This window comes from Polaribacter glomeratus, from assembly GCF_002954665.1.
GTDB classification, from domain to species: domain Bacteria; phylum Bacteroidota; class Bacteroidia; order Flavobacteriales; family Flavobacteriaceae; genus Polaribacter; species Polaribacter glomeratus.
Window position 1 is genome coordinate 810534 of sequence record NZ_MSCM01000001.1, and the last position, 13557, is coordinate 824090.

Here is a 13557-nt window from a genome sequence, read left to right on the forward strand (position 1 = left end):
TGCAAATATACTACCTATCATTTAAATTAGAAATATAAAATTGAATAAATTTTATCGATATTTGTTAAAAATTTTAAATGATGAAAATTGTCTTATTAGGATATATGGCTTCTGGGAAATCTAGTGTTGGTAAAAAACTTTCTAAAAAGTTGTCTATGAGTTTTATAGATCTAGATGATTACATTATTGAAAAAGAAAAAATGACCATTTCAGACATTTTTAAAATAAAGGGCGAAATTTATTTTAGGTTAATTGAAAGCATATATTTGAAAGAAATACTCTTAAAAAAGGAAAATTTTATACTTTCTGTTGGTGGCGGAACGCCTTGTTATGCAAATAACATCGAAGAAATTAATAATAATGATACAATATCTATCTATTTACAAGCTTCTATACCAACTTTAGTCAAAAGGTTGATAAAAAAGAAAACTAAAAGACCTTTAATAGCTTCTTTAGACGATGATAAAATTCCTGAGTTTGTGGCAAAACATCTTTTTGAAAGACGTTTTTTTTACGACCAAGCTAAAATAACCTTAAAAGTTGACGATAAATCAAAGAAAAAAGTAGCCAAAGAATTAGTTAAACTATTAAACTAAATACGCTTTAGCTTCTTTTTCCGTAAAATCTATTTGTATATGTTCTTTTATAGAAGTTGATAAAGAAACCCCTTTAAAATCTGCTTTTACAGGATATTTTTTGTGGTTTCTGTTCACAAGAACTGCTGTTTTAAATCTTTTTAACGGCACATCTAAAAAGTGCTTTACTCCGTAAATTAAAGTGGTACCAGAATTTAAAACATCATCAACTAAAACTAATGACTTATTTTTATAATCAGCAACCGCTAAAGAGGTAGTTACAGGTTCTAATGGTTTTTTCTTATTAATGTTTACTTGGCAAATGCTTATTTTTAAAGCTGAAATTTCATTAAGAGTTTCCACTAGTTTTTCAGCAAAAATATAGCCGTTACCAACAATGCCAGCTATAATAACCTCTTTTTCATCTGTATTGCATTCATAAATTTGGTACGCAATTCTTTTAATTTTTTGATTAATTTGAACCGTATTTAAAATTATATTTTTTTCTGTTGTCATATGCTTTCTTCTGTATCTTCTTGATATCCTTCTATATCCCTTCTGTCTTTTTTAGTTGGCCTTCCTGCACCTTTTTTACGATAATAATCTTTTGAATATTTTAAAAGTTCTGTTTTTTCAAATTCTTCTTTTGGGGTAACGTCTTTCATATATAGCGCTACTAATTTTGCACCAACTCTACTTTCTGGTAAATCTAAAACTTTTAATTGATAATTTATTTGATTTTTTCTTACTAAAATCAATTCATTACCAAAGACTTCTTTAGAGGGTTTTATGCTCTTATTTTCAATCTTAACTTGCCCTTTTTTACAGGCTGTTGTTGCGATGCTTCTAGTTTTAAAAACCCGAATGCACCATAAATATTTGTCAATTCTCATAAAAAAAGTTAAAAAATAACGTTTGTCTTTTTACAAAGGTATAAAAATGGTAAATTGCGCACTCAAATTTTAAGGTTAAATGAATAAAATAAAAAATATTATTGTGCTTATTGCTCTAAGTACTGCCTTTTACTCTTGTAGTGATAACAATAACAGAGCTATAAATCCTTTTTTAAGTGTAGATCATCAGGCACTAGCTATGTCTGATAATGATACTTTGGTTAATTTTTTGAAAAATCATTATTATGATGCAACATTAGATTCTGTAAAGCCACTAGTTTCTGGACAAGCAACATTGTTTGATAATATTATTATTATGGATGCAAAAAGGAACGATATTAATTATAAACTTTATGTGTACAAAATAAGTGAAGGAGATCCTACAGATCCAAATAATCCGTCTAAACCAGATAAAGGGTATCCTTCTGTTTCAGATTCTATTTTTGCAAAATACTCTGGACAGGCAATTAATAGTACAACTGAATTAAGTGCTACTTTTGATAGTAATACTAGAGGTTCATGGTTTACATACAACACTTTAGCCGTTAGAGGTTGGTCTTTTGGTTTTAAAAATTTTAAAGGAGGATATTTAAAAAAAGAACCTAATGGAGATGTTTTTAACGGTCCAATTACTTACTTAAATGGAGGTAAAGGAATTTTATTTATTCCTTCAGGATTATCATATACATCAATAGATTCAAGAAATTATACAAGTACTTTAGTAAATAGAAATTTACTTTTTTATATTGAGCTATTAGATTTTGTAAAAGATACAGATCATGATAATGATGGAAAACCATCTCATGAAGAAGATGCTAACAATGATGGCGATTTAACTAATGATTTGAGCGATCCTGATAATCCAACTATAGCAGATTATTTAAATCCATTAATAAAATAAATTATTAATAAAATAACATTATAAATAAAAAATGCTCTTGAGAAATCAAGAGCATTTTTCGTTTTATAATAAGTAAGTTTATTTTTCTTAAAAATTGGTCACAATCAATAATAGCATAGTCCTAAATTCTAAAGTAGAATTTAAAAGTTACATAAATTCAAAAGTTATTGACACTTAAACGGATTTTAAAAATAAAATAAAAACACTCTTTATAGAAATACTTTTTTTAGTTCTAATTATATTTCCACACTTAATTTTTTAAACAATATGCTTTTTTAATTTTAAACCTTATTTTTTTCTTGAGATTACTTTTTTAACAGCTTTTATAACTGCGGCAGCATCTAAACCATATTTTGCCATTAATTGCTCTGGAGTTCCAGATTCTCCAAAAGTATCATTAGTCGCTACAAATTCTTGTGGAGTAGGATTGTTTAATGCCAATGTTCTTGAAATACTTTCACCTAAACCACCTAATTTGTTATGCTCTTCTGCAGTAACAATACAGCCTGTTTTGGCAACAGATTTTAAGATAATTTCTTCATCTAAAGGTTTAATTGTATGAATGTTTATTACTTCTACAGAAATTCCTTCCGCTTCTAATTGCTCTGCAGCTTGTAAAGATTCCCAAACTAAATGACCGGTTGCAACAATCGTTACATCACTACCTTCTGTTAGTTGAATTCCTTTACCAATTACAAATTTTTCATCCGTAGGCATAAATACAGGAACTTTTGGACGACCAAAACGCAAATAAACTGGGCCATCAAATTCTGCAATTGCAATTGTTGCTGCTTTTGTTTGATTGTAATCACAAGGGTTTATAACAGTCATTCCAGGCAACATTTTCATCAAACCAATATCTTCTAATATTTGATGTGTTGCGCCATCTTCACCTAAAGTAACACCTGCATGAGATGCACAAATTTTTACGTTTTTACCAGAATACGCAACAGATTGACGAATTTGATCGTAAACACGTCCAGTAGAAAAGTTAGCAAAAGTGCCTGTAAACGGAATTTTACCTCCAATTGTTAAACCAGCAGCAATACCAATCATATTTGCTTCTGCAATTCCTATTTGGAAAAATCTTTCTGGATTCTCTTTAATAAATTGATCCATTTTTAAAGAACCAATTAAATCGGCACATAAAGCAACTACGTTTGGATTCGTTCTACCTAATTCTGTTAAACCATCACCAAAGCCAGAACGTGTGTCTTTTTTTTCTGTGTACGTGTATTTTTTCATTATAAATTTGTGTTGTGTTGTAAAATTTTGCGTAAAAATAAACTTTTATTTCTCTTTAGAGAAATGAAAACAGAGAATAGAAAAAAGACTTTTTAACAGAATGTGCGTAACGTTTAAAAAAATAACAGGTTAGCCCTAAATTTTTACTTTTTAGAAGAAATCTAAAGAATTAAATCATTTTGAGAATTGCGGCTTATCTAAATTTTGATTTTTACACTTATTTCATCAGAAATTTGTAAAATTTAGATAATATGTAGCATTAATTTTTTAAGGATTGTAACATATCAACTTTATAATTTTATTAACTCTTCATAAAGTTTATGAACTGGCAAACCAACTACATTAAAATAACTTCCTTCAATTTTTTCAATGGCTATAAATCCTATCCATTCTTGAATTCCGTATGCGCCAGCTTTGTCTAAAGGAATGTAATTTTTTATGTAATACTTAATTTCTTCATCGGTAATTTCTTTAAAAGTAACAATTGTAGTATCGTTTACAATTTTTTGAAAATGCTTACTTTTTATACTGATGGATGTAATTACGTCGTGTCTTTTGCCCGATAAAGCTCTTAGCATATTAAAAGCATCTTGCTTATCTTTGGGTTTTCCAAGCGCTTTATTTTCTAGCCAAACAATGGTATCCGAAGTAAATAATAGGTCTTTTTCTGATAAATCTGTAAATGCTTTTGATTTTAAATCTGCTAGATAATCTGTTATTTCGCTTCTTTTTAATTCCTGCGGATAAACTTCATCCACTTGTTTTAATTGAATGGTAAAATCAATGTCTAAATCCTTAAAAAACTGTTGTCTTCTTGGGGAAGCAGAAGCTAAAATAAGATTGTAATTTTTAAGTTTCTCTCTTAGCATCAAAAAAAATTATGCGTTAAAATTTTTCTTAATTCTAGATAGATCGCGTTTGTTATCTCGATCTTTGAGTACTTCGCGTTTATCATGCGTTTGCTTTCCTTTTGCTAAAGCAATTTCTAATTTTGCAAAACCTTTGTCATTTAAAAATAAGCGTAAAGGAACAATTGTATTTCCTTTAGCTTCAACATCTCTTTTAAGACTTCTTAATTCGCGCTTATGCATCAATAGTCTACGTTCACTTTTTGGATTGTGATTAAATTGATGTCCAAACATATATTCTTGTATATACATATTTACGATAAACAATTCTCCACGATCATTAAACTCACAAAAACTTTCTGTAATTCTTGCTTGACTTAGTCGAATCGATTTTATTTCTGTTCCAGTTAACTGAATTCCAGCGACATATTTATCTAGAATTTCAAATTCGAAACGCGCTTTTTTATTCTGTATATTTATTTTTTTCTGTACAGTCATTGACTGGTTTTAATTTAAATAATTTTAACAAAGATACATTTTTACTTTGGCGAAAGAAATGTAATTTTGAAAACTATTTTCGACCATAATAAACAAAACTCAATGAGATATTTATCCGCAGTGTTATTTGCTTTTTTAATTTCTTTTCAACTTTCTGATACAAAATTAACCGCACAGCAAATTATTGACAAAACAATGATTGCTTCTGGCGCTGATAAAGTTGGCAATTCTCAAATTAAATTTAAGTTTAGAGATATAGAATATTTAGCTACTAGAAGATTAAATGGCGAATTTGAATTGATTAGAACTAAAAAAAAGAAGAAAGTTGGTAAAATTTCTGACATATTAAGTAATACTGGTTTTCGAAGAGAGATAAATGCAAATGCTTTTGCGGTTCCAGATTCTATGGCAAACAAGTATGCAAACTCAGTAAATTCCGTTCATTATTTTTCTGTATTGCCCTATGGATTAAATGACGAAGCAGTTCGCAAAAAATTGTTACCATCAGCAATTATAAAAGGAAAAGAATATTATAAAATAGAAGTTACCTTTTCTGAAAATGGAGGAGGAGAAGATTTTGAAGATGTGTTTATTTATTGGATTGGTAAAAAGGATTTTTTAATTGATTATTTAGCGTATTCTTATCACACAAATGGTGGTGGAAAACGTTTTAGGGTTCTAAAAGAGCAATGTGTTAAAAACGGAATTCGTTTTGTTGATTATCATAATTACGAACCTTTAACCAAATCTATTTCTTTAATTGATCTCGATACAGCTTTTGAAAATAATCAGCTTAAAAAAATATCAGAAATAGTTTTAGAAGATATTCAAGTTACTATTTTAAATTAATCAACTTTTTGAATTGTACTTGTTTTTCCTTCTTTAGTTATGGTGATAATAAATAAGCTTGCATTGTCATTATCATCAATGTCTTTGTACTTTTTTTCTCCTAAAATTTTGTTTACAAAAGCCGGAGTTGTGTTGCTATGACCAACTACCAAAACTGTTTTTCCTTGTGTGTTTTTTTGAAATATAGAATCATACATATTTCTAGGATTATAATTTATAATCGCTAATTTTTTACTTTCTGCAGTTGGTTTAGAGGTTTGCATTGTTCTATTATAATTTGTAGAATACACTGCGTCTAAGTGAATATCTTTAAAATATTCTGCCCATTTTTTAGCTCTTTCAAAACCTACTTCATTTAAATTCGGATTTTTATTAGAGGTATCTGTTCTAACTTTTTCTGAATGACGAATTAAATAATAGGTAGTTGTTGTAGCAGTTTCTTCTTTTTTAACATTAGAAGTGCAAGAAATTAAAACGATAAATAATAAAAGAATGTGCTTTTTCATGATGATAATATTTCTGCGAATATAGTAAAAAAGTAAAAGCGATATTTTTTCAAATATCACTTTTACAAATTAACCAAACCAAATTATTTATTTATTAATTTTCAACAAAATCAGATTGATTTCTAAAAACTAATTGATCATCAAAAGCATCTAATAAAATAATGCTATCGGTTGTTATTTTTCCTGATAAAATCTCTTTAGAAAGCTGATTTAATACTTCTTTCTGAATGACTCTTTTTACAGGTCTTGCACCAAATTCTGGCTGATATCCTTTTTTAGCTAAATAGGTAATTGCCTCGTCTGTAGCGTCTAAAGTAATATCTTGTTTGCCAATCATTTTCTTTAAATAATCTAATTGAAGCTTTACAATTTTAAAAATATCCTTTTTATTTAAAGGCGTAAACATAATAACGTCATCAATTCTGTTCAAGAATTCTGGTCTAACCGATTGTTTTAGCAATGCTAAAACTTCAATTTTTGCTAATTCTGTAACAGACTCTAAATCTGCTTTTGGATCACTAAATTTTTCCTGAATTATTTGACTACCAATATTTGAAGTCATAATAATAATGGTGTTTTTAAAATCTGCAACTCTACCTTTATTATCCGTTAATCTTCCTTCGTCTAAAACTTGTAAAAGAATATTAAAAGTATCTGGATGTGCTTTTTCAATTTCATCTAAAAGCACCACAGAATAAGGTCTTCTTCTAACCGCTTCTGTTAATTGTCCGCCTTCATCATACCCAACGTAACCAGGAGGCGCACCAATTAATCTACTTACAGAATGGCGTTCTTGATATTCGCTCATATCAATTCTAGTCATGGCATTTTCATCATCAAATAGATATTCTGCCAACGCTTTTGCTAATTCTGTTTTTCCAACTCCTGTTGTTCCTAAAAAAAGGAAACTTCCTACCGGTTTATTTGGGTTTTGCAAACCTGCTCTAGAACGTCTAACAGCATCAGAAACTGCAATAATTGCTTCTTCTTGGCCAACAACTCTTTTATGTAATTGTAGTTCTAGTTTTAGCAACTTTTCACGATCTGATTGAATCATTTTTGTAACCGGAATTCCGGTCCATTTTGCTACAATTTCTGCAATATCTTCATAGGTTACTTCTTCTTTTATTAAAGATTTTTCAGACTGATTTTCGTGCAACACTTTTTGAAAGCGTTCTAAATCTTCTTGAGCTTCTTTAATTTTACCATATCTAATTTCTGCAACTTTACCATAATCTCCGTCACGTTCTGCTTTTTCTGCTTCAATTTTAAAATCTTCAATTGCAGCTTTTGCATTCTGAATATTGTCTACAATTTCTTTTTCTGATTTCCATTTTGCATTCATTTCATTGCGCTCTTCTTTCAAGTTTGCTAAATCAGAACGTAATGATTTTAATTTTGATTCGTCTTTTTCACGCTTAATGGCTTCAATTTCAATTTCTAATTGCATCACTTTTCTGTCCAAAACATCTAATTCTTCTGGTTTAGAATTAATTTCCATACGTAATTTGGCCATCGCTTCATCCATTAAATCAATGGCTTTGTCTGGTAAAAAACGATTGGTAATATAACGTTGCGACAATTCTACCGCACCAATAATAGCTTCATCTTTAATTCGAACTTTATGATGCGTTTCATATTTTTCTTTAATTCCTCTTAAAATTGAAATTGCACTTTCTGTATCTGGTTCGTTCACAATCACCTTTTGAAAACGACGCTCTAAAGCTTTGTCTTTTTCAAAATATTTTTGATATTCATCTAAAGTTGTTGCACCAATTGCACGCAGTTCTCCACGAGCTAGAGCAGGTTTTAAAATATTTGCTGCATCCATTGCGCCTTGCCCGCCACCAGCGCCAACTAACGTATGAATTTCATCAATAAAAAGTACAATGTCACCATCAGAATTTGTTACTTCTTTTATTACAGATTTTAAACGCTCTTCAAATTCACCTTTGTATTTAGCACCAGCAATTAACGCGCCCATATCCAAAGAAAAAATTAATTTATTTTTTAAATTTTCTGGCACATCACCGTCTACAATTCTGTGTGCTAAACCTTCTGCAATTGCAGTTTTTCCTGTTCCTGGTTCACCAACTAAAATTGGATTATTTTTTGTTCTTCTAGATAAAATTTGTAATAATCTTCTAATTTCTTCATCTCTACCAATTACAGGATCTAATTTGCCGTTTTCTGCTAATTCATTTAAATTTTTTGCATATTTATTTAAAGAATTATAGGTTTCTTCCTGACTTTGAGAAGTAACATTTTCTCCTTTTCTAAGCTCGTTAATTGCCGCTTTTAAGTGTTTTTCTGTAACGCCTTGATCTTTTAAAACTTGGGCAATATTGCTTTTCGATTTAAATATTGCTAAAATTAAATGCTCAATCGAAACAAAATCATCTTTCATATTTTTGGCTATGATTGATGCTTCATTCAAGGTTTTATTTGCTTCTCTAGAAAGCATTAATTCAGCTCCGGTAACTTTGGGAAAACTTTCTAATTGTTTGTCTAATATTTGATTAAGAACTATTAAATTGATGTTTAATTTTTTGAGTAAAAATGGTAATACATTTTCATCAACTTGAGTTAACGCCTTAAAAATATGTTCGTTTTCTATTTGATTATGACCAAAACCTTGCGCAATCTGTTGCGCCATTTGTATGGTCTCTTGCGATTTGGTTGTATAATTATTTAAATTCATTTTCTGTTTTTTAAATCACTACTACAATTTTAGTACCATCCAAAGAAAGAGAAAAAAGCAAGCCAAATTGTCTGTTAAAACCTTGTTATTACTGACTTATTGACTGATAAAAGTTTCTTATATTTGCATCCACAAAGAAAAAAACTTAGAATGGGTATATTTAACAGCATGTTTGGTACAAAAGGCGAAAAGGATTCAAAACCAGAAAAAAAGTCATACTTAAACTGGATTCCTTTAACTTCATTAGAACAATTAAGTGAAATTAAAGAACAATCTAAAACGGAATCTATTTGTATTTTTAAGCACTCTACTCGTTGCGGAATTAGTAGTATGGTTATTAAACGATTTGAAAATTTATTTACAGAAGAGCATCAGCATTTAAAAGTATATTATCTTGATTTATTAAATTACAGAAATATTTCTGATGAAATAGGGTATACTTTTCAAGTAATGCACCAATCACCTCAATTATTAGTTATAAAAAATGAAGTTTCTGTATTTGATGCATCTCATAATGATATAACAAATGTAAATTTAAAAGAGTTTATTTAAGGTTAATTAGTTGATATTTTGATAGTTTCATGTATTAATATTCCATATTTATCAAAACCATTAATAATTAATTTAATGTCTTTTTGATCTGTTGAAACGGGTATTTTTAATAAAAACTCATTATTAATATCCGTCTTTAAATTAGGAATCCAATCTATAGTACCGTAAGCTTCCTCAAGCCAACTATCATCAAACATCAAATTAGGTTTTTTATAGTTTTCTAGTGAAATTTCAAAACCTTTTAATGTTTCTTTTGGTTTGGCAGTTTTCATAGGGTGTTTTTTACTTAGATAATCATTATCAATTCTGGTTATTAAGTTTACAACACCATTGCTTCCCCTTAAACCTTCTCCAGCACCGCTTAGGTTTACCATAATTACCTCAAAATCAGTAGTTAAAAAACCAGTTAATGGTAGTAAATCTTCTCCCATAGGAACTCCGTCTAGTTTAACATTAACAAGTTTTGTACCTGTTATAGAACTAGGCCCTCTGGTATTTAATACTATTGGCGCACTAGATAAAGGCGGGTAATAAACCCTTAGACCTGGTATGGTTTGTAAATAAAAAAAGATATCAACTCCTACGGCTAAATTATCATCAGGAATATAAAAGTCTGTAAAACCAACACCAATGATGTTTTTATATTTTTCACGAATATTTTTTTGTTTGTCAACATGAGAGTTAAGTATAACTTCTTTTAATTTTACAACTTCTTTTTCTGGTTTTAGAATAATATTATTTTTAAATATGTTATTTTCTAGCGGTTTTATATTGTTAGTTTCTTTTTCTACTTCTAAAAAATTTGTAGCTTCATAATTATAAAAATTATTATAAATGTAGAAGCTTGCATTTTCAATTTCTCCTTGAGAGTTTAAAAGAGCTAGTTTATATTTTGTTGGATGATTTAAATACAAATCATCAAACTCAAAAGACATATCTTTATTTAAGTTAGTCACTAAAAAAAGTTCATTTTCTTCGGAAATAAGCGATACTTTAAAATCTTCAAGAACTTCAGTTTTTGTATTTACTTTTCCTTTTAATTTGGTTCCTGCTTCGTTTTCGTATATAATTTGACGTGTAGTTTTATTTAAATTTATTTTTCTATCTGTTAAAAGATTATTTATTTCTTTGTAATCTTTCGTTTTATTAATTTTTGTAAAATCTGAATCAATAAAGCTATTTAAAATATTAGGGACATCAGAAATTAACTCACTTTTAGCATTTAATATAGAAACACTTAGGTTAGGGTTTAACAAGTTTTTTGAATGATCTAGCCTTATATATAATGTATCTCTCTTTTTTTCTTTACTTAAAACACCAACAGATCCAGTTTTTGTTTCAAAATTCCAAAAAGTACTTTGAGCTAAGATGATATTGTTTTCATCAAATATCGAAATGGTATTTGCTCCATTTAAAAAAGATTCAGAATTAAATTTAAGATTGTAATATTTCTTATCCGTTATTTTTATAGAAGCACATGCAGCTAAAATATCATTTTTATGAAGAACTGCGTAAATTGTATTTCCTTTAAGTTTATCAATAACATCTGAAATAGATTTAATTTTAAAATTAGCAGTGTTAATATCTTCTACATTTCTATGGATAAGAAAATTTTGTTCAGTTTTAGTATCTATCTTTTTTGATTTAGTTTCTGCAGGTTTAGAAACTTTTTTAGAAGAGTCAAGCTGATTATTTAGATTGATAATTGTTATTTCTGATATAGTACCTTTTTTAAAGTTTCTATTCCAATTTGTATCCATTTCTATGTAATAAGTACCAGAAGATAAATTTTCTAAGAGTTTTAATTGACCAGCAGCTTTACCTTCTTTAACGTAAAATAACTTTTGATCAATTAATTTAAAATTGAAATCATATAAATTTAGATGTAAATTTTTAGTAATTTCAGAGGGTTTTTCATTTAATTTATCATAAATATAAGCTGCAAACCAAATGTCCTCTCCAGAAAAATAAGTTTCTTTATTAGTGTGAAGAAAAAATAATTCTTCTTGATAATTGTTGAAATACGGATTTTTGTTAATAAAATTGTCAACTAATTCTTTTTCCGTTGTTTGTGATAGTATGCCATTTGAAATAAGCATCACGATAATCAAAAGTATATTTTTCATAGTAATTTTTTTATTTAAGCACCAAAAACCATTCCGTTTATTTATTACAATTATAAAAAATAAATATAACCATAAAGGTTTCAATAAAAAATACAGATTAATAAAATTATTTTCAAAAATTCTTTAAAAACCTTTTAAAGTCTTATTTTTGTAACTAAATATATATCCTTTTGGAAGAAACAAGCACCTCGAAAAAAATTATAGGTAAAGAATTATACGGATATCAGCAAGATGCTCTTGAAGAAATTTTTAGACGCTTTGAAGATGCGCCTCAAGATTATCACTTGTTATATCAATTGCCAACTGGAGGTGGAAAAACGGTAATTTTCTCTGAGATTGTTAGACGTTATATAGAGACGTTTAAGAAGAAAGTTTTAGTTTTAACTCATAGAATTGAGCTAAGTAAGCAAACTTCTAAAATGTTGAACGAGTTTGGTGTAAAAAACAAAATCATAAATTCAACCGCAGTTTTAGATGACCAAGACAATTATAGTTGTTTTGTAGCCATGGTAGAAACCTTGAAAAATAGGTTAAACGATGAAAAAGTTGATATTTCTGATATCGGTTTGGTAATTGTAGATGAGGCTCATTACAATTCATTTACAAAAATATTTAAGTTTTTTGATGACGCTTTTATATTAGGTGTTACGGCAACTCCTTTGAGTTCTAACACTAAATTACCAATGTATGAAAACTATCAAGAATTATTTGTTGGTGAAACAATTCAGCATTTAATTGAAAGTGATTATTTAGCAAGTGCAAATTTGTACTCTTATAATGTAGGCTTAACTTCATTAGAAGTTGGTGCAAACGGCGATTATACGGTAAAATCTTCTGAAGATTTATACACCAACACAGACATGCTTTCTAAATTAGTTTCTGCATACGAAGAAACTTCTAAAGGTAAAAAAACATTAATCTTTAATAATGGTATAAATACATCTATTCAAGTTTTTCATGCATTTAAAAAAGCAGGATACGCAATTGCACATTTAGACAATACAAATACCAAAAAAGAGCGTGAGTTTATTTTAAAATGGTTTCATAAAACACCCAATGCAATATTAACTTCCGTAAGTATTTTAACAACAGGTTTTGATGAGCCAAGTATTGAAGCTATTATTTTAAATAGAGCCACAAAATCGTTAACGTTATACTATCAAATGATTGGTCGTGGATCTCGTATTTATGGCGATAAAAATACTTTTGAGGTAGTCGATTTGGGAAATAATTTTCACAGATTTGGTGCTTGGGGTGCAGATTTAGACTGGCAAAAAATGTTTAGATCGCCAGATTATTATTTAGATGCCATTCTTTCTGATGAAGACATAGAAAGTACTTTTAGATACGAATTACCTTCGGATGTTAAAAAAGAATTCGAAAAATCGAAAGACACTTATTTCGATATGAAAAAAGTGTACATAGATACTATTAAAGCTGGTGAATCGTCTAAAAGAGTTTTAGAAAAATCGATAGAACACCATGCAATAATGTGTGTAGAAAATAGCGAAGACGTTTTTGATGCATTGATTTTAGCCAAATTACTAGGAGAGGAGATTGATGATAGAATTAACAGATATGCAAAATGTATTTCTAAAAGCACCCATAATTTTGTAACTTGGTTAAAAGACGATTACAGAAAAAAATTAAACACCCATTTACGAACAAACTTTGATGAAATATTTGAAGATATATTTGGGCATCCTCCAGAAGAATAATGAAATTAAACAGTTTACAAAGAAATTTAAAGGTTGAAAAAAAAAGTATTTTTTTTTAATTTTGTTTTTTATGTTAAAAAATAATTTATATTTATTCACTTTTTAATGAGCAAAATCATAAGTTTTTCTTATTTCGGTAGTAACT

13 protein-coding genes are annotated in these 13557 nt (G+C 28.5%); 5 read left to right on the forward strand and 8 right to left on the reverse strand.

Features of this window, described 5'->3' with window-relative positions; all coding sequences use genetic code 11:
* The first annotated feature begins 80 nt into the window (after positions 1–80).
* Positions 81–596 carry a shikimate kinase gene (locus BTO16_RS03445; protein ID WP_105020247.1) on the forward strand — a complete coding sequence of 172 codons (516 nt, stop codon included), beginning with the start codon at positions 81–83 and terminating at the stop codon, positions 594–596.
* Here BTO16_RS03445 and BTO16_RS03450 read toward each other — a convergent pair.
* Together BTO16_RS03450 and BTO16_RS03455 are read right to left on the reverse strand one after the other, a co-directional pair.
* Positions 588–1091 carry a phosphoribosyltransferase domain-containing protein gene (locus tag BTO16_RS03450; RefSeq protein WP_105020248.1) on the reverse strand — a complete coding sequence of 168 codons (504 nt, stop codon included), beginning with the start codon at positions 1089–1091 and terminating at the stop codon, positions 588–590. The two genes, BTO16_RS03445 and BTO16_RS03450, sit on opposite strands and share 9 nt — an antisense overlap.
* Complete coding sequence (locus BTO16_RS03455) at positions 1088–1468, reverse strand: RNA-binding S4 domain-containing protein (RefSeq protein WP_105020249.1); 381 nt, start codon at positions 1466–1468, stop codon at positions 1088–1090. Before BTO16_RS03455 ends, BTO16_RS03450 begins: the two co-directional genes overlap by 4 nt.
* A gap of 79 nt (positions 1469–1547) precedes the next feature.
* On the opposite strand from BTO16_RS03455, the gene BTO16_RS03460 reads away from it, so the two are divergent.
* Positions 1548–2369, forward strand: a complete 822-nt coding sequence (locus tag BTO16_RS03460; RefSeq protein ID WP_105020250.1) for an FKBP-type peptidyl-prolyl cis-trans isomerase — start codon at positions 1548–1550, stop codon at positions 2367–2369.
* A gap of 288 nt (positions 2370–2657) precedes the next feature.
* On the opposite strand, the gene BTO16_RS03465 is transcribed toward BTO16_RS03460, so the two are convergent.
* The 3 genes from BTO16_RS03465 to smpB all read right to left on the reverse strand — a co-directional run bounded on the left by BTO16_RS03465 (position 2658) and on the right by smpB (position 4960).
* On the reverse strand, positions 2658–3614 hold the full coding sequence (locus BTO16_RS03465) for a transketolase family protein (protein ID WP_105020251.1): 957 nt from the start codon (positions 3612–3614) through the stop codon (positions 2658–2660).
* A 290-nt stretch (positions 3615–3904) separates the two neighbouring features.
* A complete protein-coding gene (locus BTO16_RS03470; protein ID WP_105020252.1) occupies positions 3905–4483 on the reverse strand; it encodes a Maf family nucleotide pyrophosphatase in 579 nt (192 codons plus the stop codon).
* 9 nt (positions 4484–4492) lie between these two features.
* Positions 4493–4960: an SsrA-binding protein SmpB gene (gene smpB / locus BTO16_RS03475; protein ID WP_105020253.1), complete on the reverse strand. Its 468-nt coding sequence runs from the start codon at positions 4958–4960 to the stop codon at positions 4493–4495.
* Positions 4961–5062: 102 nt separating this feature from the next.
* Here smpB and BTO16_RS03480 point away from each other — a divergent pair, with 102 nt between their 5' ends.
* Entirely contained in the window at positions 5063–5809 is a 747-nt protein-coding gene (locus BTO16_RS03480; RefSeq protein WP_105020254.1) for a DUF6503 family protein, read from the forward strand.
* Here the strand turns inward: BTO16_RS03480 and BTO16_RS03485 are convergent.
* Positions 5806–6315 carry a phosphoglycerate mutase family protein gene (locus BTO16_RS03485; RefSeq protein ID WP_105020255.1) on the reverse strand — a complete coding sequence of 170 codons (510 nt, stop codon included), beginning with the start codon at positions 6313–6315 and terminating at the stop codon, positions 5806–5808. The two genes, BTO16_RS03480 and BTO16_RS03485, sit on opposite strands and share 4 nt — an antisense overlap.
* Before the next feature lie 94 nt (positions 6316–6409).
* On the reverse strand, positions 6410–9016 hold the full coding sequence (clpB, locus tag BTO16_RS03490; RefSeq protein WP_105020256.1) for an ATP-dependent chaperone ClpB: 2607 nt from the start codon (positions 9014–9016) through the stop codon (positions 6410–6412).
* Between the two features lie 150 nt (positions 9017–9166).
* Here clpB and ytxJ point away from each other — a divergent pair, with 150 nt between their 5' ends.
* Positions 9167–9568 (forward strand): bacillithiol system redox-active protein YtxJ, encoded by a 402-nt coding sequence (gene ytxJ / locus BTO16_RS03495; RefSeq protein WP_105020257.1) that lies wholly within the window; start codon positions 9167–9169, stop codon positions 9566–9568.
* Positions 9569–9570: 2 nt separating this feature from the next.
* Here the strand turns inward: ytxJ and BTO16_RS03500 are convergent, their stop codons facing one another.
* Positions 9571–11694 carry a hypothetical protein gene (locus tag BTO16_RS03500; protein ID WP_146105333.1) on the reverse strand — a complete coding sequence of 708 codons (2124 nt, stop codon included), beginning with the start codon at positions 11692–11694 and terminating at the stop codon, positions 9571–9573.
* A gap of 170 nt (positions 11695–11864) precedes the next feature.
* Between BTO16_RS03500 and BTO16_RS03505 the strand changes: the two genes are divergently transcribed.
* Positions 11865–13412 (forward strand): DEAD/DEAH box helicase, encoded by a 1548-nt coding sequence (locus BTO16_RS03505; RefSeq protein WP_105020259.1) that lies wholly within the window; start codon positions 11865–11867, stop codon positions 13410–13412.
* Positions 13413–13557: the final 145 nt, after the last annotated feature.

Coding starts and splice junctions, on each gene's coding strand:
- BTO16_RS03445 (WP_105020247.1), top strand. CDS start 81: ATGAAAATTGTCTTATTAGGATATATGGCTTCTGGGAAATCTAGTGTT.
- BTO16_RS03450 (WP_105020248.1), bottom strand. CDS start 1,091: ATGACAACAGAAAAAAATATAATTTTAAATACGGTTCAAATTAATCAA.
- BTO16_RS03455 (WP_105020249.1), bottom strand. CDS start 1,468: ATGAGAATTGACAAATATTTATGGTGCATTCGGGTTTTTAAAACTAGA.
- BTO16_RS03460 (WP_105020250.1), top strand. CDS start 1,548: ATGAATAAAATAAAAAATATTATTGTGCTTATTGCTCTAAGTACTGCC.
- BTO16_RS03465 (WP_105020251.1), bottom strand. CDS start 3,614: ATGAAAAAATACACGTACACAGAAAAAAAAGACACACGTTCTGGCTTT.
- BTO16_RS03470 (WP_105020252.1), bottom strand. CDS start 4,483: ATGCTAAGAGAGAAACTTAAAAATTACAATCTTATTTTAGCTTCTGCT.
- smpB (WP_105020253.1), bottom strand. CDS start 4,960: ATGACTGTACAGAAAAAAATAAATATACAGAATAAAAAAGCGCGTTTC.
- BTO16_RS03480 (WP_105020254.1), top strand. CDS start 5,063: ATGAGATATTTATCCGCAGTGTTATTTGCTTTTTTAATTTCTTTTCAA.
- BTO16_RS03485 (WP_105020255.1), bottom strand. CDS start 6,315: ATGAAAAAGCACATTCTTTTATTATTTATCGTTTTAATTTCTTGCACT.
- clpB (WP_105020256.1), bottom strand. CDS start 9,016: ATGAATTTAAATAATTATACAACCAAATCGCAAGAGACCATACAAATG.
- ytxJ (WP_105020257.1), top strand. CDS start 9,167: ATGGGTATATTTAACAGCATGTTTGGTACAAAAGGCGAAAAGGATTCA.
- BTO16_RS03500 (WP_146105333.1), bottom strand. CDS start 11,694: ATGAAAAATATACTTTTGATTATCGTGATGCTTATTTCAAATGGCATA.